This window comes from Vulcaniibacterium tengchongense (assembly GCF_003814555.1).
Lineage (GTDB): Bacteria > Pseudomonadota > Gammaproteobacteria > Xanthomonadales > Xanthomonadaceae > Vulcaniibacterium > Vulcaniibacterium tengchongense.
Map to the genome: position 1 here is coordinate 148851 of NZ_RKQN01000001.1, position 21020 is coordinate 169870.

Consider the following 21020-nt stretch of genomic DNA (forward strand, 5'->3'; position numbering starts at 1 on the left):
TCCTCCTCCCCGGCGCGGGAGTGCGCTCGGCGACTCGCAGGCTCGATGGCCCCGTCACACCGGATGCCCACGATGAGCCTCGCCAACGCCGCTACCCCTGCCGAATTCGCCGCACCGCGCGACGCCCTCGCGCCCGCCGCCGCCGCACTCGCCGCTTCCGGCCCCGCCGCGTTCCGCGCCCGGCGCGGCGAGCTCGAACTCGAACTCGCGCTGCGCCATGCCGGCCGCCGCACGCTGCGCCTGCGCTACGAGATCCTCGGCGAGGCGCGCCTGCCGGCGATCTTCGTCGCCGGCGGCATCTCCGCGCACCGGCACCTGGCCGCGAGCGCGGCGTTCCCGGAACCCGGCTGGTGGCCGCAGCAGGTCGGCGCCGGCCGCGCGCTCGATCCGCGCCGCCACCGGCTGATCGCGTTCGACTGGCTGGGCGCCGACGGCGCGCTGGACGCGCCGCTGGACCCGGCCGACCAGGCCGACGCGATCGCCGCGCTGCTGGATGTGCTCGGCGTCGCCGGACTGGACGCCTTCGTCGGCTGCTCCTACGGCGCGATGGTGGGGCTGCAGTTCGCCGCGCGCCACGGCCGCCGCCTGCGCCAGCTGGTCGCGATCAGCGGCGCGCACCGCGCCCATCCCTACGCCAGCGCCTGGCGCGCGCTGCAGCGGCGCGCGGTCGCGCTCGGCGCGCTGCAGTGCGACGAGACCCACGGCCTGGCGCTGGCGCGGCAGCTGGCGATCCTCAGCTACCGCACCCCGGAAGAGTTCGCCGAGCGCTTCGGCGCCGCCCGGGTCAGCGACGGCCGGGTGCGGGTCGGCGCCGAGGACTACCTCGACCACTGCGGCGCGCGCTACGTCGAGCGCACTTCGCCCACCGCCTACCTGCGCCTGTCCGAATCGATCGACCTGCAGGACGTCGACCCGGGCGCGATCCGCCTGCCGGTCACCGTGGTGACCGTGGCCGAGGACCGCCTGGTGCCGCCGAGCGAGGCCTACGACCTGGTCGAACGCCTGCGCGGCGAGACCCGCCTGCGCGTGCTGCGCTCGCTGTACGGCCACGACGCCTTCCTCAAGGAGGAGCAGGCGATCGCCGCGGTGCTCGGGGAAGCGCTGGACGACTGTACGGAGGCGGCGGCATGAGCCGGCGCAAGCCCTGCACCGCGGCGGTCCGCGCCGGCATCGACCGCGACGCCGCGTTCGGCGCGGTCACCCCGCCGATCGTGCTGTCGTCGAACTTCAGCTTCGCCGGCTTCGAGCAGAAGCGGCAGTACGACTACACCCGCAGCGGCAATCCCACCCGCGACCTGCTCGGCGAGGCGCTCGCCGAACTGGAAGGCGGCGCCGGCGGCGTGGTCACCGCCACCGGCATGGCCGCGATCGCCCTGGTGTTGAATGCGCTGCTCGAGCCGGGCCGGCGCCTGCTGGTGCCGCACGACTGCTACGGCGGCAGCTGGCGCCTGTTCAACGCGCTGGCGAGGAAGCACGCGTTCGAGCTGGTCACCGCCGACCTCACCGATCCGCGCGCGCTGACCGAGGCGCTGGCGGCCGCGCCGGCGGTGGTGTGGATCGAAACCCCGTCCAACCCGCTGCTGCGCATCACCGACCTGCGCTTCGTGATCGAGGCCGCGCACGCGAAGGGCGCGCTCGCGGTGGTCGACAACACCTTCCTGTCGCCGGCGCTGCAGCGGCCGATCGAGTTCGGCGCCGACGTCGTCGTGCATTCGACCACCAAGTACGTCAACGGCCACAGCGACGTGGTCGGCGGCGCGGTGGTCGCGCGCGATGCGCGGCATCACGAACAACTGGTCTGGTGGGCCAACGCGCTCGGCCTGACCGGCTCGCCGTTCGACAGTTTTCTCACTTTGCGGGGGCTGCGCACGCTGGATGCGCGGCTGCGCGTGCACCAGGAGAACGCGCGGGCGCTGGCGGCGTTGCTCGACGCGCATCCGGCGGTGCGCGCGGTGCACTACCCGGGGCTGGCCTCGCACCCGGGCCATGCGCTGGCGGCGCGCCAGCAGCACGGCTTCGGCGCGATGCTCAGCGTCGAGCTGGACGGCGGCGTGCCGGCGGTGCGCGCGTTCCTCGACGGGCTGCAGTGCTTCACCCTGGCCGAATCGCTGGGCGGGGTGGAGAGCCTGGTCGCGCACCCGGCCAGCATGACCCACGCGGCGATGCCGGCCGAAGCGCGCGCCGCGGCGGGCATCGGCGACGGGTTGCTGCGGCTGTCGGTCGGCATCGAACACGTCGACGACCTGGTCGCCGACATCGAGGCGGCGCTGGCGCGCGCGGAACGCGCGACCGCGGTCGCGGCCGAGGCGGGCAAACGATGAGCGCGGCGGCGGCCGATCCCGCGCTCGCATCCCCACCGCGGCCCGCGCCGCAGGCGGCGCCGGCGCGCGTGGCCCTGCTCGGCACCGGCACCGTGGGCAAGGCCGTGCTGGCGCGGCTGGCCGGCTGGCGCGGCACGCCGCTCGGCGAGCGCCTGAGCCTGGTGCACGTGGCCAATTCGCGCCACGCCGCCGGCGAGCGCGCCGGGCTGGGCGCGGAAGAGGCGTCGCGGCGCCTGGTGCTGGCGCCGCAGCCGAGCCGGCTGGAGGCGGTGGCCGAGGCGCTGCAGGGAAGCGGCGCGCGCATCGTGATCGACGCCACCGCCAGCGAAGCGGTGGCCGACTGCCATCCGCGCTGGCTGGCCCAAGGCATCCACGTGGTCACCGCGTGCAAGATCGGCCAGGGCACGAGCCTGGCGCGCTGGCGCGAGATCCGCCGCGCCGCCGCCGCGGGCGGCGCGGGCTACGGCGACAGCGCCACGGTCGGCGCCGGCCTGCCGTTGCTGCGCAGCCTGCGCGAACTGCGCGCCGGCGGCGACCGCATCCACGCCATCGCCGGCGTGCTCTCCGGCTCGCTGGCGTGGCTGTTCCATCGCTACGACGGCATGCGCCCGTTCTCGGCGCTGCTGCGGCAGGCGCGCGATGCCGGCTACACCGAACCCGACCCGCGCGACGACCTGTCCGGCGAGGACGTGCGGCGCAAGCTGCTGATCCTGGCGCGCGCGGCGGGCCACGAGCTGGAAAGCGGCGAGGTCGAGGTCGCCTCGCTGGTGCCGCCGGAGTTGGCGATCCTGTCGCGCGAGGCGCTCGACGCCGCCTTGCCCGCGCTCGACGCGCCGCTGCGCGAGCGCTATGCCGATGCCTACAAGCACGGCGGGAAGCTGCGCTTCGTCGCGCGTTTCGAGCACGGCCGCGCCCGCGTGGGGCTCGAAACGCTGCCGCCGGAGCACCCGCTGGCCGGCGGCGCCGGCACCGACAACCGCGTCGCGATCTGGTCCGACCGCTACCGCGAGCAGCCGCTGGCCATCCAGGGCCCCGGCGCCGGCGCCGAGGTCACCGCCGCGGCGTTGCTCGACGACGCGCTGCGCCTGGCCCGGCGCTGATTCCCGCAGCGGGATTTCGAAGAACCTTCATTTTCGCGCGCCGGCGCGGCTCGCTACCATCCTCGGCCTGCTCGCACCGGGCCGGACGAGGTGAGTGGTGGAGACCGAAGGCGCTCTGCGCGTGCTGCTGCTGGAAGACGACGCGACGCTGCGCCAGCGCGTCCTGTTGCCCGGGCTCGCCAACTTCGGCTTCGCCGCGTTCGGCGTGGAAACCGCGGCCGCGTTGCGCGAACGGCTGAAACAGGGCGAGTTCGACGTCGTCGTGCTCGATGTCGGCCTGCCCGACGGCAACGGCTTCGACATCGCCTGCGAAATCCACGCGGCGCGGCCGGATCTCGGCATCGTCATGCTGACCGGGCGCGGCGAGACGCCCGATCGCGTGCGCGGCCTCAGCGTCGGCGCCGATGCCTACCTGGCCAAGCCGGTCGAGATCGAGTTGCTGGCGGCGACGCTGCACAGCCTGGCGCGGCGCCTGCGCGGCGCCGCGCCCGCGGCCGGGCCCCAGGGCTGGCACCTGGGCGGCAATGGCTGGTGCCTGGTGTCCCCGGCCGGCCGCACCGTGGCCTTGACCCGGACCGAGCGACGCGTGGTGGAACGCCTGGTCCGTACCCCGGGGCAACTGGTCATGCGCGACCAGCTGATCGCGGCGCTGACCGACGACGTGTTCGATTTCGATCCCCACCGGCTCGACTCGCTGCTCTACCGCCTGCGCCGCAAGGTCGCCGATGCCTGCGGCGAGCCCTTGCCGCTGGTCGCGGTGCATGGCCAGGGGTACGTGCTCGGGGAGGCGCGCTGAGGCCTTTCGCCTTCCGGCCCACGCCTCCCGCCGGCGGGCGGGGCCCGGGGCGGTCGCTCCAGCGCCAGGCCCCTCACCTGCCCGCGGCAAGGGGCTCGGGCGAGGGCAACCAGACCATGACCGTCGTCCCTTGCCCCGGCGCGCTGTCGACCTGGATGTCGCCTCCCAGTGTCTTGACCAGGTCGTGCACCACCGACAACCCGAGGCCGGTGCCCACCGCGGCGGGCTTGGTGCTGAAGAACGGCTCGAAGACGCGGCGCCGCACGTCCTCGCCCATGCCGCAACCGCTGTCGCTCAGCGCGATCCGGACCATGCCGCCGGCCGCCGCCGAGACGCCGGCGCGGAAGCGGCCGCCGTCGGGCATCGCGTCGCGCGCATTGGCGGCGATGTTGAGGACCATCAGCTCGAACTCGCTGCGGTCCAGCCGCACGTCGAGCGGCGCGGTATCGCCCGGCGCCGGCAACTCCAGGGCGACCGAGGGCGGGAACAGCTGGCGCAACAGCGGCTTGAGGTCGGCCAGCGCCGACGCCGCGTCGAAGGTCTCGATCCGCAACGCGTCGTTCCGGCTGAAGCCGAGCAGCTTGCGGGTGAGCGCGATCCCGCGGCCGGCCGCTTCTTCCACCCCCTCCAGCGCGTCGACCAGCAAGGCGACGCGCCGGGCATCGTCGCCGGCGTCGAGCGCGCCATGCCGCTGCGCGGCGAATCCCTGGATCACGCCGAGGATGTTGTTGAAGTCGTGGGCCACGCCGTTGGCCAGGCGCCCGCTCGCCTCCAGCTTCTGCGCGTGGACCAGCTGCGATTGCGCGCGTTCGCGCTCGGCCATCTGGCGCTGCAGTTCGCGGCCGCGCGCGTTGGATTCGGCCAGGCTCTCGCGCAGCGCGGCGATCGTGCGGTCCAGGACGATCGCGATGATGAGGTAGCTCACCGCCACCGCCGGCGCGTTGTTGAGCGCGCGGCGTATCCACTGCGGCCCCTGCGCGGTGTTGTGCGCATCGGTGATGAAGCCGATGCCGAACACGGCCATCACCAGCGCATACACCATCCACAGCGCGCGCCGGCCGAGCACCAGGCCGCCGATCGCCAGGACCAGGATCATGGGCGTCTGGTCGATCAGTTGCGCCTGCGTGCCGAGCTTGTGGTAGGCCAAGGCCATCGACGCCAGCAGCGCGCCGAGGAACAGCTTGATCGCCGGGCGGAAATGCCCGCACCGGATCATCGCGACGCTGGCCAGGGCGAGCGCGGCGGTGGCCATGTCCAGCGCCAGAACGATGCCCCAGCCCGGCGGGATCGATCGCGACGACAGGTGCCAGGCCCAGCTGCAAGGCAGGGCGATGCCGTAGAAAAACAACAGCAACTGCATCACCGGCGCATTGCGGCGATCCACGTCGTCGCTGACCGGTGCGTCGCGAAGCCAGGTTTCGATCGTCTTCAACATGCGTGGCGTGCGTCCGGGGCCGTGGGCGAGGCGGGCGTCCGCCCTTCGCTCCCGCGGCGGTCCGGACCGGGTGGCACAGGCGCCTGGCGTCGGTCCTCGCGGCATGCGGGCTCGGGAGCCGGGCCCTCGCGGTGAGTTTCCGGTGAGTTTCCGGTGAGAGGCGCGAGCGTGACAAGCCTCGCGGCCGCCGCTTACGGTCGGGATCAACCGCGCACCGTTCCAGGGGTATCCGCCGCGGTCGGGGAAGTCTGCCCCGGGACACAAGCAATTCCATCCGATGCGATGCAGCGGCAGCGGCCGGCTCCGGTCGTTCCGGGCCGGTGGGCGTCGTTTCGCTTTCAGAAACGCGAGTGAGTTGGAGAGGTTCGATGAACAAGATTTTCAGCCGTGTGTGGAGCCACGCCAAGCAGACCGTGGTGGTCGCCTCGGAGCTTGCCTCGGCACGGGGCAAGAAGCGCGCGCGCCGCCGCGCCTCGGCGGCGGCGCTGGGGGTCGTCCCGCTCGCCTGCGGCCTGATGGCGGCGCCGCCGCTGCACGCACAGCAGCTCACCATCGAACGCGAGGGTGAGGCCTGCACCGTGCATGACGGCGAATCGACCCGGCCGATCGACTGCGCCGTGTTCGAGCAGGCCAGCGGCGGCATTGGCACCCGCGCGGTGACCGGCGACGGCTATTTCCTCGCCGACGGCGCCGGCGACGGCAGCGATGCGCCGGTCGTGGCGGGCGAGGGGGCATTGGCCGCGGGCCGCGGCAGCAACGCGGCCGGCAACGCCGCCACCGCGATAGGCTCCGAGGCCATCGCCCATGGCATCGGCGCGAGCGCGTTCGGCCAGGGCGCGGCGGCCTTCGGCGACGCGACCGTGGCCATCGGTCAGAGCGCGAAGGTCTTCGGCACGGATGCCTTCATCAACGGCCTGGGCAATATCGCGATCGGCGCCTCGTCCCTGGTCGAAGCCGAGCAGGCCGCCACCGCGATCGGCGCGGCCAGCGAGGTCTACGGCACCGGCGCGACGGCGGTGGGCGCCAGCGCCAGCGCCTACGGCAACGGCAGCCTGGTCGGCGGCTTCGGCGCGATCGCCGGCATGAACGGCGAGGCCGGCGTCGCCCTGGGCGCCCATTCCATCGTGGCCAGCCCGTTCGGCGTGGCTCTGGGCGGCGAGGCCTTCGCACTGGGCGAGGGCGCGATGAGCCTGGGCGGTTGGAGCTGGGCGGATGGCGACCATGCGCTCGCTTCCGGCTACTACTCGACCGCGATCGGCACGGGCAGCGTCGCGCTCGGCGGTGGTGCCGGCGTCGACCTGGACGGCGACGGCGCGCTCGGCCCGGGCGAGGCCACATTCGCCCGCGGTCAGCACGCGACCGCGCTGGGCTACCGGGCGGCCGCGGCCGGCGACGGCGCGGTGGCGCTGGGCGGCCAGGCGCAGGCCCTGGCGACGAATGCCACCGCCGCGGGCGCCATGAGCATCGCCGCGGGCGAGAACAGCACCGCCACCGGCGCCGACAGCGTCGCCAACGGGGTGGAAAGCAGCGCCTACGGCTACCAGAGCCACGCCGACGCCGACCACGCGACGGCCGTGGGCAGCGGCAGCCTGGCGCTGGGCCAGGGAGCGACCGCGCTGGGCGCCGGCACCAACGCGTTGGGCGCGCAGGCCACCGCGATCGGTTACGGCAGCCTGGCCGCGGGCGACGGCAGTACCGCCATCGGCAACGCGGCCCAGGCCAGCGGCGTGTCCAGCCTCGCGCTCGGCAACAACGTCAGCGCCCTTTCGAACGGCGCACTGGTTTTCGGCACGTTGAGCCGGGTCGGCAGCGATGCCGACGGCGGCATCGCCATGGGCCTGCTGGCCTCGGTCGGCAACGGCGCGTTGCAGTCGATCGCGATCGGCAGCTTCTCCGGCGTCCGGGCCGGGGCGCAGAACTCGATCGCGCTGGGGGTCTACTCCGCCGTGGCGGGCGATTTCTCGATGGCGATCGGCGGCACCTACGCCGGCCTGGTCGACTCCGAGATCATCTTCAAGAGCACCTACGTCGAAGGCACCGGCGCGATGGGCCTGGGCGCCGCCGCCGAAGCGAGGGGCGACCACAGCGCCGCGATCGGCACGCTCAGCGCGGCCACCGCCGAAGGCGCGGTGGCGCTGGGCTTCCGCTCGGTGGCGGACCGCGAGAACACCGTCTCGGTCGGAGCCGCCGGCAGAGAACGGCAGATCACCAACGTCGCCGCCGGTACCGAGGCCACCGATGCGGTCAACAAGGCGCAGCTGGACGCGGTCACCGGCTACGCCGATGCGGACGGCGCGGGCGACGGCAGCGACTACGCCGTCGCCGCCGGCGAGCACGCCACGGCGGCCGGCGCCAACAGCGTCGCCAACGGCGTGGAAAGCAGCGCCTACGGTTTCCAGAGCGCTGCCGAGGGCGACCACGCGACGGCGGTCGGCGGCAGCAGCCTCGCGCTGGGCGCCGGCGCGTCGGCGTTCGGCGCCGGCGCCAACGCGCTGGGCGAGCGCAGCCTCGCCAGCGGTTACGGCAGCGTGGCCGCGGGCAACGCCTCGGTGGCGAACGGCGAAGGCAGCCAGGCGCTGGCCGGGGACGCGATCGCGATCGGCCGCAACGGCCTGGCCCAGGGCGTGGCCGGGGTCGCGGTCGGCGCCGACAGCGCGGCCAGCAGCTACGGCACCGCCACCGGCGCGCTGAGCAACGCCGCCGGCTGGGCCAGCTCGGCCTACGGCGTGAATGCGCAGGCGCTCGGCGACTTCGCGTTGGCGATCGGCAATGACGCGCGCGCCGCAGGCGAATACTCGATCGCCATCGGCGTCCAGACCAACCCGTGGGACACCGGCGGTCACCGCAGCATCGCCCTGGGCGGCATGGCGGGTGCGTACGCCCAGGATGCGGTGTCGATCGGCACGCTGACCTCGGCCGGCGGCCCCAGTGCGGTGGCGGTGGGGACGACGATGCATTGCACCGGCTTCATGTGCCTCGAACGCAACACCGGCGCATGGGGCGCCAACAGCACCGCGATCGGCGCGGGCGCCAGCGCCCAGCTGGACTACAGCACGGCGGCGGGCGCCGGGGCGCAGGCCAACGAGGCCTACAGCACCGCGCTGGGTGCCTATGCCAATGCGTCGGGCGCGGAGGCGGTCGCGCTCGGCGCGCGCGCCGCCGTCTGGAGCGCCAACTCGGTGGCCTTGGGCGCCGATTCGGTGGCCGACCGCGACAACACCGTATCGGTCGGCAACGGCTGGGGCCTCAACCGGCAGATCACCCACGTCGCCGACGGCACCGAGGCGACCGACGCGGTCAACAAGCGGCAACTCGATGCGGCGATCGCCGGCGTCGGCGGCGAGGTGGGCGATCTCGACGCCGCCGCGGTGAAGTACGACGACGCCGGCACCAAGGAGGCGATCACCCTCGGCGGCGGCGAAGGCACCACGATCGGCAACCTCAAGGCCGGCACGCGGGCCGACCAGGCAGCCAACGTCGGGCAACTGTCGTCGGTCGCCTCCGCGCTGGGCGGCGGCAGCGCGATGGGGGCGGACGGGATGTGGAACGCGCCGAGCTACCTGATCCAGGGCGGCAAGTACGGCAACGTCGGCGACGCGCTCGGTGCGCTGGACAGCGCGTTGACCGGCCTGACCGGCCGCGTGGACGCGCTCGAGGCGGCGGGCGGCAACGGCCCCGGCGGCGGGCCGCCGATGGGCGGTGGCGACGGACTCGCGATCGGCGAAGGCAGCGTCGCCGCCGATGCGCGCGACACCGCGATCGGCAACGGGGCGGTGGTCGGCGCCGACGGCAGCACCGCGGTCGGCAACAACAGCGCGGTCGGCACCGCCGCGACCAACGCCGTCGCGGTGGGCGCCGACAGCCACGTGGCCGCGGCCTCCGGCACCGCGATCGGCCAGGGCGCCGCGGTCACCGCCGAGGGCGCGGTGGCGATCGGCCAGGGCTCGGTCGCGAACGAGGCGAACACGGTCTCGGTCGGCAGCGCCGGCAACGAGCGTCGCGTGAGCCACGTCGCCGCCGGCACCGCGGCGACCGACGCCGCCAACGTCGGCCAGATGCAGGCCGGCGACGCGGCGACGCTGGCCTCGGCCCACGCCTACACCGATACCACCGCGACGCAGACGTTGAACCGGGCGAACGCCTACACGGACAGCCGCTACCAGGCGTTGGCCGACGAGTTCACCGGCCTGCGCGACGAAATCGGCGTCCGCCTGGGCAAGCAGGACGAGCGCATCGACCGCCAGGGCGCGATGAGCGCGGCAATGATGAACATGTCGATCAACGCCGCCAATTCGCGCAGTCCGCGCGGCCGCATCGCCGTGGGCGCCGGCTGGCAGAACGGCGAGAGCGCGCTGTCCGTGGGGTACTCGAAGTCGGTCGGCGATCGCGCCTCCCTGAGCATCGGCGGTGCGTTCAGCAGCGACGAGCGTTCGGCGGGCATCGGCTTCGGCATCGACCTGTAACCGTCATCGCGCCATCCGCGCGCGGCGGGATCCGGCGGCCCGTTTCGGCGCCGCCGGGGTCCCGGCGCGGGAATGGCCACTGGAAAGTTCGCGAAAGGCGTCGGGCGCTGCATCCCCCGATGCGGCCCCGGCGCCTTTCGCTCCACCACCGATCCTCGGGGAGTAGAAGCACAATGAAGAAGAGCACGCGCATTCTCTGCACCGGCACGCTGACCACCGCGGTGATCGCCGCGCTGTCCGCTTTTGCCGCCACCGCCGATCGCGGCGTCCCGCCGGCGACGACCGGCGTCCGGGCGAGCGCCGGCACGGCGGCGGGCGCAGCCCCGGCCGGCCGCAAGGTCATGCCCGCCCCCTTGGCGAAGCAGGCCAGCTTCGACCGCTTCATCGTCAAGTACCGCAGCGGCGCCGTCGCCGCGCGCAGTCCGGATGCGCTGCTGGCGGCGGTGAACGCCGCCGCGACGCGCGCCGGCGTGGCCGGCCTTGCGCTCCAGCCCGACGGCAGCCGTGCCGTGCTGGGCGTGCAGCACGTGCGCCGTCTGGGCGTCGGCGCCGATCTGGTGCGCCTGTCGCGCAAGCTGGGCCCAACCGAGGCCGACGCCCTGTTGGCCCAGCTGCGCGCCGACCCGAGCGTCGAATACGCGCAACCGGATTACATCAAGCAGCCGCTCGACTTCGCTCCCAACGACCCCCTCTACGGCGCCCAGTGGCACTACCGCGACTCCGCGACCGGCATCCGGGCCCCGGCCGCGTGGGACGTCGCGACGGGCGAGGGCGTGGTCGTGGCGGTGCTCGATACCGGCTACCTGGACCATGCGGATCTCGACGCCAACGTCGTCCCCGGCTATGACTTCATCGCCGACGCGGCGGTCGCCAACGACGGCGACGGCCGCGATGCCGACGCCCACGACCCGGGCGACTGGCGCGGCAGTTCGCCGAGCTCGTTCCACGGCACGCATGTCGCCGGCACCGTCGCGGCGGTGACCGACAACGCCCTCGGCGTGGCCGGCGTGGCGTTCAACGCCAAGGTGCAGCCGGTGCGCGTGCTCGGCACCGGCGGCGGCTACACCTCCGACATCGCCGACGCCATCGTGTGGGCCTCGGGCGGCAGCGTCGACGGCGTGCCGGACAACGCCACTCCGGCCGAAGTGATCAACATGAGCCTCGGCGGCTACGGGCCCTGCAGCAGCGACGCGGTCACCCAGAACGCCATCGACAGCGCGGTCGGCCGCGGCACGATCGTGGTCGTCGCGGCCGGCAACGACGGCGACGACGCCTCGTACTACTCGCCGGCCAGCTGCAGGAACGTCATCACCGTGGGCGCCAGCGGCGTCGACGGCGCGCGTTCGTACTATTCCAACTTCGGTCCCTACGTCGCCATTTCGGCGCCGGGCGGCAACGCCACCAGCGTTTCCGATCCGGACGACCGCTGGATCTGGTCGCTGGGCAATGCCGGCACCCAAGCGCCGGTCGCCAGCCCGGAGGGCGACCGCTACGTCGGCATGATCGGCACCTCGATGGCCAGCCCGCACGTCGCCGGCGTGGTCGCGCTGATGCAGAGCGCGGCGGTCGCCGCGGGCAAACCCGCGCTGACTTCGGCGCAGGTGAAGTCGATCCTGCGTGCCACGGCCACGCCGTGGACGGTGGCGCCGCCGCCGGGCCAGGCGCAGGGCCCCGGCATCGTCGATGCCGCCGCCGCCGTCCACGCCGCCACCCAGGACATCCCGGCCGACCCGGGCAGCCCGATCGACAACCGCATGCCGCAGCCCGGCCTGGCCGGCGCCCCCGGCGACGCGCTGTTGTTCAGGGTCGTCGTGCCGGCCGGCAAGACCAGCCTGAACCTGCGCACCTACGGCGGCAGCGGCGACGTCTCCCTGTACACCGCGTTCGAGCGCACGCCGACCACGGCCGACTACGACCGCAAATCGGCCAAGCCCGGCAACAGCGAAGCGGTGGTGATCCGCGCCCCCGCCGCAGGCACGTACTACCTGCTGGTGGTGGGCGAGACGGCATTCGCCGACGTGTCGGTGCTGGCCGTCTACTGACGCGCGCCCCCTCGGGCCCGTGCGCCGGTCCCTCTCCCGCCCGGGGAGAGGGGCCCTTCGCGCGTCGACCCGTGCGGGTGCGGGCTCCGGACGTCAGCGCGTCGCCAACGCTTCCAGCAACGCCGCGTTGAACCGCTCCGGCGCCTCCACCTGCGGCGAGTGGCCGAGGTCGGCGAATTCGACCAGCCGGGCGTCCGGGATCGCCGCGGCCGTGCGCTTGCCGAGCTGCGGGTACTGGCCCAGCCGGGCCCGCACCTCCGCCGGCGCGGTGTCGCCGCGGACCACGGTGCGGTCGCGCTGGCCGATCAGCAGGGTGGTCGGCACGCGCAGGCGCGGGAATTCGTAGAGCACCGGCTGCGAGAACACCATGTCCGAGGTCAGCGCACTGGTCCAGGCCACGCGCTCGCGGCCCGGCCCGGCGTACAGGCCCGCGAGCATCCGCGCCCAGCGGTCGTATTCGGGCTTCCATTGGCCGTCGTAGTAGCTGTTCTGCTGGTATCTGCGGATCGATGCGTAGTCGGTCTTCAGCTCGCGCGCATAGTTGTCGTCGATGCTGATCCACGGCACGCCTTCGGCCTGCCAGTCCTCCAGTCCGATGGGATTGACCAGCAGCAGTTGCGCGGTGGCCTGCGGGTACATCAGCGCGTAGCGCGTGGCCAGCATGCCGCCCATCGAATGGCCGACGACGTGCGCGCGCTCGATGCCGAGCGAGCGCAACAGGCCATGCGTGTTCGCGGCCAGCTGGTGCAGGCTGAACTGGTAACGCTCGGGCTTGCTGGACTTGCAGAAGCCGACCTGGTCCGGCGCGATCACCCGGTAGCCGGCCTCGCGCAGCGCGGCGATCGTCGCCTCCCAGGTCGCCGCGCAGAAGTTCTTGCCGTGCAGCAGCACCACGGTCTCGCCGTTCGGCCGCTGCGGGCGCACGTCGAGGTAGGCCATCTGCAGCGGCTGGCCCTGCGATTGGAAGCGATGGCGCTGCACCGGATACGGGTAGTCGAAGCCTTCCAGTTCCAGGCCGTAGCGCGCGGACGCAGGCTCGGCGGCGCGCGCGGTGGGCAGCGCGAGGAGAAGGATCGAGGCGAGAAGCGTGAGGCGCATCGTCAGGCTCCGTTGCAGGGTGGGGCGGCTACGATAGCGGCGCGACCGTGACGGCGCGGCGGCGCGCGCGCGGCCCTCCCGCTTGCCGCCAGATCGCGCAAGCGCAGGCCGTGCGCGGCGGCGGTGCGGCTCCGCGCGTGGCGGGGCGCGTCCAGGCGGGCGCAAGGGCCGCCGCGTTCAGCACTCGATGACGTTGACCGCCAGGCCGCCGCGCGAGGTTTCCTTGTACTTGTCCTGCATGTCGCGGCCGGTGTCGCGCATGGTCTTGATGACCTTGTCGAGCGAGACCTTGTGCTTGCCGTCGCCGCGCATCGCCATGCGGCTGGCGTTGATCGCCTTGACCGCGCCCATCGCGTTGCGCTCGATGCAGGGGATCTGCACCAGGCCGCCGATCGGGTCGCAGGTCAGCCCCAGGTTGTGCTCCATGCCGATCTCGGCGGCGTTCTCGACCTGGCTGGGGCTGCCGCCGAGCGCGGCGGTGAGGCCGGCCGCGGCCATCGAACAGGCCACCCCGACCTCGCCCTGGCAGCCGACCTCGGCGCCGGAGATGCTGGCGTTTTCCTTGTAGAGGATGCCCACCGCCGCGGCGGTGAGCAGGAAGTCGCGCACGCCCTGGCGGTTGGCGCCGGCGATGAAGCGGTCGTAATAGTGGAGTACCGCGGGGATGATGCCCGCGGCGCCGTTGGTCGGCGCGGTGACCACGCGGCCGCCGGCGGCGTTCTCCTCGTTCACCGCCAGCGCGTACAGGTTGACCCAGTCGAGCGTGGTCAGCGGGTCGCGCATCGCCGCTTCCGGGCGCGCCGCCAGTTCCGCGTACAGCGCCGGCGCGCGCCGCGCCACGTGCAGGCCGCCGGGCAGGGTGCCCTTCTCGCGGATGCCGCGCGCGACGCAGGCCTGCATCGCCTCCCAGATCTCGTCCAGCCCGGCGTCGATCTGCTCGCGCGAGCGCCAGACCTGCTCGTTGGCGTACATCAGCGCGGCGATGCTCAGGCCGGTGCGCGCGCACTGCGCCAGCAGCTCGTCGCCGCTGTGGAACGGGTAGGGCAGCTCGGTGGTGTCGGCGACGATGCGGTCTTCCGCGGCCTCGTCCTGGTTGACCACGAAGCCGCCGCCGACCGAGTAGTAGTCGCGCGTGGCGATCGCCTCGCCGGCGGCGTCGAACGCGGTGAAGCGCATGCCGTTGGTGTGGAACGGCAGCTTCTGGCGCTTGTTCATGATCAGGTCGTGCTTCTCGTCGAAGCCAACCTCGTGGCGGCCGAGCAGGCGGATGCGCTTGCTGCCGCGGATGCGCTCCAGCGCGGCCGGGATGATGTCCGGGTCGATCTGGTTCGGCAGGTGCCCCTCCAGGCCCATCAGCACCGCCTTGTCGGTGCCGTGGCCGCGCCCGGTGAGCGCCAGCGAGCCGAACACCTCGGCGCGCACGCGCGCGGTGCGCTCCAGGTCGCCGTTCTCCAGCAGCCAGCGCTGGACGAAGCGCGCGGCCGCGCGCATCGGCCCGACGGTATGCGAGGAGCTCGGCCCGATGCCGATCTTGAACAGGTCGAAACTGCTGACGGCCACTGGCCACTCCACGGAGCTGGGGCCCGCCTGCGGCGGGCGATCCGGCTATTCTACGCCGCCCCTCGCCGCCGCCCGTCCGTACCAGGCCGCATCGCCATGCCCGAATCCGCCTCCGCATCGACGCCCGTTTCCGCGCCGGCGCTGGTCCTGTTCCAGCGCGACGACTGCCACCTGTGCGACCTGGCGCTGGACGTGCTGGCGGCCGCGCGCGCGCCGGCGTTCGAAAGCGTGTTCGTCGACGGCGACGACGCGCTGGAGGCGCGCTACGGCGCCCGCGTGCCGGTGCTGCGCGACGCGCGCCGCGGCGCCGAGCTGGACTGGCCGTTCGACGCGGGCGCGGTGCGGCGGTTCCTGGCCGAGTGAGGCGCGGGGGCTGCCCCCCACCCTTCTCGCGCGAGCGGGAGAGGGGCTTCGGCGGCGCGCCGTGACGTGTCTGCCTTCCTGGCCTTCGCCGCTCTCCCCGCTTGCAGGGGCGAGGCCCCGCCCGGCTACTTGGCCGGCGCGAACACCACCTTGGTGCTGACCGCCACTTCGTTCGGGATCAGGCCGGTATCGGCCCAGTCGCCGCCGCCGACGCCGAATTCCAGGCGTTTCACCGTCGCCTGGCCGGTCAGCACCGGCTGCGCGCCGGGCGTCCAGGCGAAGGTCAGGGTGACCGGCTTGCTCACCCCGCGCAGGGTCAGGGTGCCGTCGGCGGCGTAGCGGTTGCCGCCCAGGCTGCGGAACCTGCGGGCGCTGTAGCGCGCCTGCGGGAACTTGGCCACGTCGAAGAACGAGGCTCCCTTGAGCTCGCCGTCGCGGTCGCCGTTGTTCGTGGTGACGCCGGCCAGGGGAATGGTCACGTCGAGCCTGGCGCCGGCCAACTGCTTCGGGTCGAAGCTGAAGCGGGTGGTGAAGCCCGCGAAGCGGCCGGTGAACGCCTCGCCCTCGTACTTGCTGGCGAAGGTCAGGGTGGAGCCCGGCGCCTGCACGTAGTCGGCGGCGAGCGCGGGCGCGGCGGCGAACGCGAGCAGGGCGGCGAGCGGAACGGTTCGGAACGGCATCAGCGGATCTCCGCGGCGGGGGTGGAGGACGGGGACGCGGCGCCGCGCCCCGGCAGCATGCGCGCCAGGGTGGCGTCGCGCTGGAACAGGTGGTGGTAGAACGCGGCCGCGGCGTGCACCGCGACCAGCGCGATCAGGATCCAGAACAGCCATTCGTGCGCGTCGCGCACCAGCGGCTGCAGTTCCTGGCTCGGCGCGGCGAGCTTGGGCACCTTGAACAGGCCGAACCAGCGCAGCGGGCGCAGGCCGCTGACCGAGTCGTAGGCCCAGCCCGACAGCGGCACCGCGAACACCAGCAGGTACAGCAGCGCATGGGTCGCAGAGGCGGCCCGCGCCTGCCAGCGCGGCGTGCCGGGGACCGGCCGCGGCGCGCCCGCGTACGCGCGCCAGGCCAGGCGCAGCGCCGCCAGCGCGAGCACGCTCAGGCCGAGCGACTTGTGCAGGTCGTAGACCCAGAACCAGCGCGGCGACCTGGGCAGCTCGACCATCACCAGGCCGAGCACGCCCAGCCCCAGGATCAGCACCACGCTCAGCCAGTGCAGCAGCTGGCTCACCGCGCCCCAGCGTTCGGGCGTGTTCTTCAGCATCATCGGGTCGGCTCCGGTTCGGGTTCTGCGGGGGGCTCGGCGGCCGGCGCCGCCGGCCGCGGCTCGGGCGTGGGCGCCGCCGCGCCGGCGGCGGCGTCGTCCGCGCGCATGCGCACCGCCTCGGCCTCGATGCGCAGCTCGACGCGGTCGCCGATCACGTTCTTCCAGGCGTCGATGCCGAACGCCGCGCGGCTCAGGGTGGCGGTGGCGGAGAAGCCGGCGGTGCGGCGGAACGGCGGCAGCGGGTGGCGCTTGAGCGCATTGAGGGTCACGTCCAGGCACAGCGGTCCGGTGGCGCCGCGCAGGGTGAGCTCGCCGCAAACGCGCGCCCGTCCGGCGTCGACCGGTTCGACTTGCCTGGACACGAAGCGCGCCTGTGGATGGCGCTTCGCGTCCAGCAGCGCGGGCGCGAGCGCCGCGCGGTTCCAATGCTCGTCGCCCAGGTCGAGGCGCTGCAGCGGCACGCTCACCTCCAGCCGCGCGCTGCGCCAGTCCTGTGGATCGAACCAGAGCGTGCCGGCGCTGCCGCTGACGGTGCCGAGCGCGCGCGAGAAACCGGCGTGGTCGACCGCGAACAGCACCCGCGTGTGCACCGGGTCGAGCGCGTAGGGTTGCGGCCCGGCGGCGAACGCGGGCCACGGCAGCGCGGCGGCGAGCAGGGCGGCGGCGAAACGCAAGGGCATGCAACGGCTCCGGTGCGGGCGAACCCGGCCGGGCCCGCCGTGCCGAACGGCCGCGCGCGGCGCGTTCGGATCTTCGGGGGATTCTAGGCCCAGGCCCGCGGACGGCGGGCGCGCCCGGCCGCGACGGATCGTTGCGGTCGTGGGTCCCGGGCTTGATGCGCCGGCGCGCTTGGCCGAGTCTAGCGGCCACGGCCGAGGGGAGCCGCCGGCCCCGCGAGGGACGGCGGAAGGCGCGTCGTGGATCCGGGTACGAGCCGCGGGCGCGCAGGCCGGAAGCAAAGCGAAGCGAGGGAGAGGGCGATGCGGGCGAGCGGAAGGAAGCGCGGTGCGGCGCGCGCGTGGGCGCGTCGAATCGGCGCGGGACTGGCGCTGCTGGCGGCGTCGGTGGCGCCGGCCGTGGCCGGGCTGCCGGAGACGCCGCGCCCGCGCCAGCTGACCGTGGCCGACGGCCTGCCGTCGAACCGCATCAACGGCATCGCCGAGGACCGCAGCGGCTACCTGTGGATCGCCACCAGCGACGGCCTGGCGCGCTACGACGGCCTCGGCTTCCGCGTCTGGCGCGCCGAGAACGGCCTGCGCGACAGTTTCGTCTGGTACGTGCACGTCGATGCCCGCAACCGCGTATGGGTCGGCACCAACGACGCCGGCCTGGCCGTGCTCGACCCGGAGCGCAAGCGGTTCCGCTTCTACGACCGCCGCAACACGCCGGCGATGGACAGCGACACGGTGTGGACGATCGCCTCGACGTCCGACGGCGCGCTCTGGTACGGCACCGACGCCGGCGGGCTGTACCGGCTCGATCCGGACGGCCGGGTCGCGCGCTTCGCGCCCCGGCAGGGCGATCCGCGCAGCCTCCCCGGCGGCGGCGTGGTCCAGCTCGAGACCGCGGCCGACGGCAGCCTGTGGGTCGGCACCAAGAACGGCGTCGCGCGCTGGACGGGGCGCGATTTCGAGCGCCTGCCCGATGCGGCGCTGCCCTCGCCGATCATCAACGGCATCACCGCCGAGGACGACGGCACGCTCTGGTTCGGCACGCCGCGCGGCGTCGGCGTGCGCCGCCCCAACGGCAGCGTCTCGGCCGCGCCGTGGGCGGAACTCGGCATCGCCGATCCGATCCTGCACGTGCTGCTGCGCGACCGCAGCGGCCTGTACTGGTTCGACGTGCCGCAGGGGCTGGGCTACGACAACGGCGGCGCGCTCGGCGTGGTGCCGCTGTACAGCGAGAGCGCGCAGGGCCTGGTGCGGCCGTCCTGGGTCGGCGCCTACCAGGACCACGAGGGCGGCCTGTGGTTCGCCAGCTACACCAACGGGTTGTGGTACCTGCCGGCGAACTGGCGCCAGTTCGCGGTGCTGTCGCGGCGCATCGGCGACCCGGCCTCGCTCGGCAACGCCAAGCTCAGCGGCATCGCGCCGGCCGCGGACGGCGGCATGTGGCTGGTGGGCAGCGGCGGCGTGCTCGACCGGCTCGATCCCGAAACCGGCGCGGTGCGCCACGTCGCGCGCGATCTCGGCGACGGCCTGGTGCTGAAGTCGGTGATGGAGGACGCGGCCGGCGCGGTCTGGGTCAGCTTCCCGGGCGGGCTGGCCCGGGTCGAGCCGCACAGCGGCCGGTTCCGCCGCTGGCTGCACGACGACCCGGACGATCCCGCGCTCGCCGGTACCGAGACCTGGCTGGCGCAGAGCGGCGACGGCACGGTCTGGCTGGTCGACGACCAGTCGATCGTGCAGGCGCGCGAGCCCGACGGCCGCGTGCGCGCGACCCTGCGCCCCGGCGAGGACGGCGGCCTGGCGAGGGATGCGGTGGTGCGCGAAATCGGCCGCGGCCCGGACGGCGCGCTGTGGGTCGCCACTTCGCGCGGCCTGTCGATGTGGAACGCCGGCGCGCGCCGGTTCGAGCCGGTGCCCGGCGCCGACGCGCGCGACGTGTACGGCTTCGCGATCGCCGGCGAGCGCGTCTGGCTGGCGCGGTTCGGCGCGCTCGAGGCCTACCGCTGGGACGGCGCCGCGCTGCAGCCGGAAGGCCTCGGCCTGGACACCCGCCACGGCATGCCGCTGATCGCGCCCAACGGGCTGACGGTCGATGCGGCGGGCACCGTGTGGATGAGCAGCGTGCGCGGCCTGATCCGCGCCGATCCTGCCGCCGGCACGGTGCGCGTGTACGGCGTGCACGACGGCCTGCCGAGCCAGGAATTCGAGACCCCGCCGGTGGCGCGCCCCGGCGACGGCCGCATCCTGGTCGGCAGCCCGGAGGGCCTGGTGATGTTCGACCCGTCGCTGGTGCGCCCGACCACGCAGGCGCCGCCGCTGATCGTCGAGAGCATCGACGTGCGCCGCGGCGAACGCCGGGCCGCGTTCCCGGCCGAGCGGCCGTTCCGGGTCGGCCCGGGCGACCGCGACCTGCGCATCGTGGCCCGCCTGCTCTCGTTCAACGACGCGCGCAACCACGTCTACCGTTTCCGCCTGAGCGGCTACGACACCGGCTGGGTCGAGACCGGCGCCAGCGGCGAGCGCGTGTTCTCGCGCCTGGAGCCCGGCGAGTACCTGCTGCGCATCGCCGCGCGCACCGCCGACAACGTCTGGTCGGCCGAGCGCAGCGTGCGCTTCGTGGTGGCGCCGCCGTGGTGGCGCACCTGGCCGGCGATCGTCGGCCTCGCCGGTCTGGTCGCGCTCGCGCTGTGGTGGCTGGCCGACGCCTACCGGCGGCGGCTGAAGCGCCGCCACGCCTGGCAGATGGCGCAGCACGAGCGCGAGCTGGCCAAGCAGGCCTCGCTGGCCAAGACCCGGTTCCTGGCCACGCTCGGCCACGAGGTGCGCACGCCGATGACCGGCGTGCTCGGCATGAGCGAGCTGCTGCTGGACACGCCGCTGCAGCCGCAGCAGCGCAGCTACGTCGAATCGATCCGGCGCGCCGGCCAGCACCTGCTGCGGCTGGTCAACGACGCGCTCGACCTGGCGCGGATCGAGTCCGGCAAGCTCGACCTGGCCGAGCAGCCGTTCGACCTGCGCGCGCTGGTGGACGAAGCCGCGGGGCTGATGGCGCCGCTGGCGCGGCGGCGCGGGCTGGATTTCGTTATCGAGATCGCGCCGGACGCGCCGCGCGGGCTGCTCGGCGACGGCAGCCGGGTGTGCCAGATCCTGCTCAACCTGCTCGGCAATGCGATCAAGTTCACCGAGGCCGGTTCGGTGTCGCTGCGGGTGTCCGCGCTGGCGCCGGAGGGTGTGCGGCTGGAGATCGCCGACACCGGCCCCGGGCTCAACGAGGAGCAGAAGGCGCGGCTGTTCCGCCGCTTCGAGCAGGCCGAAGGCGCGCGCACCGCGGCGCGCTACGGCGGCAGCGGCCTGGGGCTGGCGATCTGCCAGGAACTGGCCGCGGCGATGGGCGGCCGCATCCGCGTGGAGAGCGCGCCGGGCGAGGGCGCGCGCTTCATCGTCGAGCTGCCGCTGGCCGCGGCGCCGGTGCCGCAGGCGCCGGCGGAGACGCGCTGGCCGGCGCGGCGGCGCGCGCTGTCGCTGCTGCTGGTCGAGGACGACCCGACCGTCGCCGAGGTGGTGGCCGGCCTGCTGCGCGCGCAGGGCCATCGCGTCACCCACGCGCCGCACGGCCTGGCGGCGCTGGCCGAGGCGGCGAACGCGCGCTTCGACGCCGCCCTGCTCGACCTGGACCTGCCGGGCTTCGACGGCCTGGAACTGGCGCGGCAACTGCAGGCGCAGGGTTTCGCCGCGCCGCTGCTGGCGATCACCGCGCGCGCCGACGCCGAGGCCGAACCGCAGGCGATGGCCGCCGGTTTCCGCGGCTTCGTGCGCAAGCCGGTGACCAGCGCGATGCTGGCGGGGTTCCTCGAGGCGACGGTCGGCGTCGAGGCGGACGCCGAGTGAGGGGAACGCGTGGTTG

General features: G+C 74.0%; 14 protein-coding genes. 8 read left to right on the forward strand and 6 right to left on the reverse strand.

Features of this window, described 5'->3' with window-relative positions; translation table 11 throughout:
- Positions 1–72: 72 nt before the first annotated feature.
- The 4 genes from metX to EDC50_RS00720 all read left to right on the forward strand — a co-directional run bounded on the left by metX (position 73) and on the right by EDC50_RS00720 (position 4217).
- Entirely contained in the window at positions 73–1131 is a 1059-nt protein-coding gene (metX, locus tag EDC50_RS00705; RefSeq protein WP_123768564.1) for a homoserine O-succinyltransferase MetX, read from the forward strand.
- Positions 1128–2321, forward strand: coding sequence for an O-succinylhomoserine (thiol)-lyase (locus EDC50_RS00710; RefSeq protein ID WP_123768565.1), 1194 nt, complete (start codon positions 1128–1130; stop codon positions 2319–2321). The genes metX and EDC50_RS00710 overlap by 4 nt, the downstream gene beginning before the upstream one ends.
- Entirely contained in the window at positions 2318–3421 is a 1104-nt protein-coding gene (locus EDC50_RS00715) for a homoserine dehydrogenase family protein (protein WP_123768566.1), read from the forward strand. The genes EDC50_RS00710 and EDC50_RS00715 overlap by 4 nt, the downstream gene beginning before the upstream one ends.
- Before the next feature lie 97 nt (positions 3422–3518).
- Positions 3519–4217, forward strand: a complete 699-nt coding sequence (locus EDC50_RS00720) for a response regulator transcription factor (protein ID WP_242002998.1) — start codon at positions 3519–3521, stop codon at positions 4215–4217.
- A gap of 73 nt (positions 4218–4290) precedes the next feature.
- Here EDC50_RS00720 and EDC50_RS00725 read toward each other — a convergent pair whose 3' ends face one another.
- Positions 4291–5652, reverse strand: coding sequence for a sensor histidine kinase (locus EDC50_RS00725; protein ID WP_158635687.1), 1362 nt, complete (start codon positions 5650–5652; stop codon positions 4291–4293).
- Positions 5653–6020: 368 nt separating this feature from the next.
- Here EDC50_RS00725 and EDC50_RS00730 point away from each other — a divergent pair, with 368 nt between their 5' ends.
- Together EDC50_RS00730 and EDC50_RS00735 are read left to right on the forward strand one after the other, a co-directional pair.
- Positions 6021–10115: an ESPR-type extended signal peptide-containing protein gene (locus EDC50_RS00730; protein ID WP_123768568.1), complete on the forward strand. Its 4095-nt coding sequence runs from the start codon at positions 6021–6023 to the stop codon at positions 10113–10115.
- A gap of 173 nt (positions 10116–10288) precedes the next feature.
- Positions 10289–12157 carry a S8 family peptidase gene (locus EDC50_RS00735; RefSeq protein WP_123768569.1) on the forward strand — a complete coding sequence of 623 codons (1869 nt, stop codon included), beginning with the start codon at positions 10289–10291 and terminating at the stop codon, positions 12155–12157.
- Between the two features lie 93 nt (positions 12158–12250).
- On the opposite strand, the gene EDC50_RS00740 is transcribed toward EDC50_RS00735, so the two are convergent.
- Both EDC50_RS00740 and EDC50_RS00745 read right to left on the reverse strand, forming a co-directional pair.
- Positions 12251–13255 carry an alpha/beta fold hydrolase gene (locus EDC50_RS00740; RefSeq protein ID WP_123768570.1) on the reverse strand — a complete coding sequence of 335 codons (1005 nt, stop codon included), beginning with the start codon at positions 13253–13255 and terminating at the stop codon, positions 12251–12253.
- A gap of 177 nt (positions 13256–13432) precedes the next feature.
- On the reverse strand, positions 13433–14815 hold the full coding sequence (locus tag EDC50_RS00745; protein ID WP_123768571.1) for an L-serine ammonia-lyase: 1383 nt from the start codon (positions 14813–14815) through the stop codon (positions 13433–13435).
- 96 nt (positions 14816–14911) lie between these two features.
- Between EDC50_RS00745 and EDC50_RS00750 the strand changes: the two genes are divergently transcribed.
- Entirely contained in the window at positions 14912–15178 is a 267-nt protein-coding gene (locus EDC50_RS00750) for a glutaredoxin family protein (RefSeq protein WP_123768572.1), read from the forward strand.
- A gap of 125 nt (positions 15179–15303) precedes the next feature.
- Here the strand turns inward: EDC50_RS00750 and EDC50_RS00755 are convergent, their stop codons facing one another.
- Genes EDC50_RS00755 through EDC50_RS00765 form a run of 3 tightly spaced genes read right to left on the reverse strand, consistent with a single transcriptional unit; the run spans position 15304 to position 17128 of the window.
- A complete protein-coding gene (locus tag EDC50_RS00755; RefSeq protein ID WP_123768573.1) occupies positions 15304–15858 on the reverse strand; it encodes a YceI family protein in 555 nt (184 codons plus the stop codon).
- Entirely contained in the window at positions 15858–16448 is a 591-nt protein-coding gene (locus EDC50_RS00760; protein WP_123768574.1) for a cytochrome b, read from the reverse strand. Before EDC50_RS00760 ends, EDC50_RS00755 begins: the two co-directional genes overlap by 1 nt.
- On the reverse strand, positions 16445–17128 hold the full coding sequence (locus tag EDC50_RS00765) for a YceI family protein (RefSeq protein ID WP_123768575.1): 684 nt from the start codon (positions 17126–17128) through the stop codon (positions 16445–16447). Before EDC50_RS00765 ends, EDC50_RS00760 begins: the two co-directional genes overlap by 4 nt.
- Positions 17129–17428: 300 nt before the next feature.
- Here EDC50_RS00765 and EDC50_RS00770 point away from each other — a divergent pair, with 300 nt between their 5' ends.
- Entirely contained in the window at positions 17429–21004 is a 3576-nt protein-coding gene (locus tag EDC50_RS00770) for a ligand-binding sensor domain-containing protein (protein WP_123768576.1), read from the forward strand.
- Positions 21005–21020: the final 16 nt, after the last annotated feature.

Coding starts and splice junctions, on each gene's coding strand:
- EDC50_RS00755 (WP_123768573.1), bottom strand. CDS start 15,858: ATGCCGTTCCGAACCGTTCCGCTCGCCGCCCTGCTCGCGTTCGCCGCC.
- EDC50_RS00715 (WP_123768566.1), top strand. CDS start 2,318: ATGAGCGCGGCGGCGGCCGATCCCGCGCTCGCATCCCCACCGCGGCCC.
- EDC50_RS00730 (WP_123768568.1), top strand. CDS start 6,021: ATGAACAAGATTTTCAGCCGTGTGTGGAGCCACGCCAAGCAGACCGTG.
- EDC50_RS00750 (WP_123768572.1), top strand. CDS start 14,912: ATGCCCGAATCCGCCTCCGCATCGACGCCCGTTTCCGCGCCGGCGCTG.
- metX (WP_123768564.1), top strand. CDS start 73: ATGAGCCTCGCCAACGCCGCTACCCCTGCCGAATTCGCCGCACCGCGC.
- EDC50_RS00735 (WP_123768569.1), top strand. CDS start 10,289: ATGAAGAAGAGCACGCGCATTCTCTGCACCGGCACGCTGACCACCGCG.
- EDC50_RS00740 (WP_123768570.1), bottom strand. CDS start 13,255: ATGCGCCTCACGCTTCTCGCCTCGATCCTTCTCCTCGCGCTGCCCACC.
- EDC50_RS00770 (WP_123768576.1), top strand. CDS start 17,429: ATGCGGGCGAGCGGAAGGAAGCGCGGTGCGGCGCGCGCGTGGGCGCGT.
- EDC50_RS00710 (WP_123768565.1), top strand. CDS start 1,128: ATGAGCCGGCGCAAGCCCTGCACCGCGGCGGTCCGCGCCGGCATCGAC.
- EDC50_RS00760 (WP_123768574.1), bottom strand. CDS start 16,448: ATGATGCTGAAGAACACGCCCGAACGCTGGGGCGCGGTGAGCCAGCTG.
- EDC50_RS00725 (WP_158635687.1), bottom strand. CDS start 5,652: ATGTTGAAGACGATCGAAACCTGGCTTCGCGACGCACCGGTCAGCGAC.
- EDC50_RS00765 (WP_123768575.1), bottom strand. CDS start 17,128: ATGCCCTTGCGTTTCGCCGCCGCCCTGCTCGCCGCCGCGCTGCCGTGG.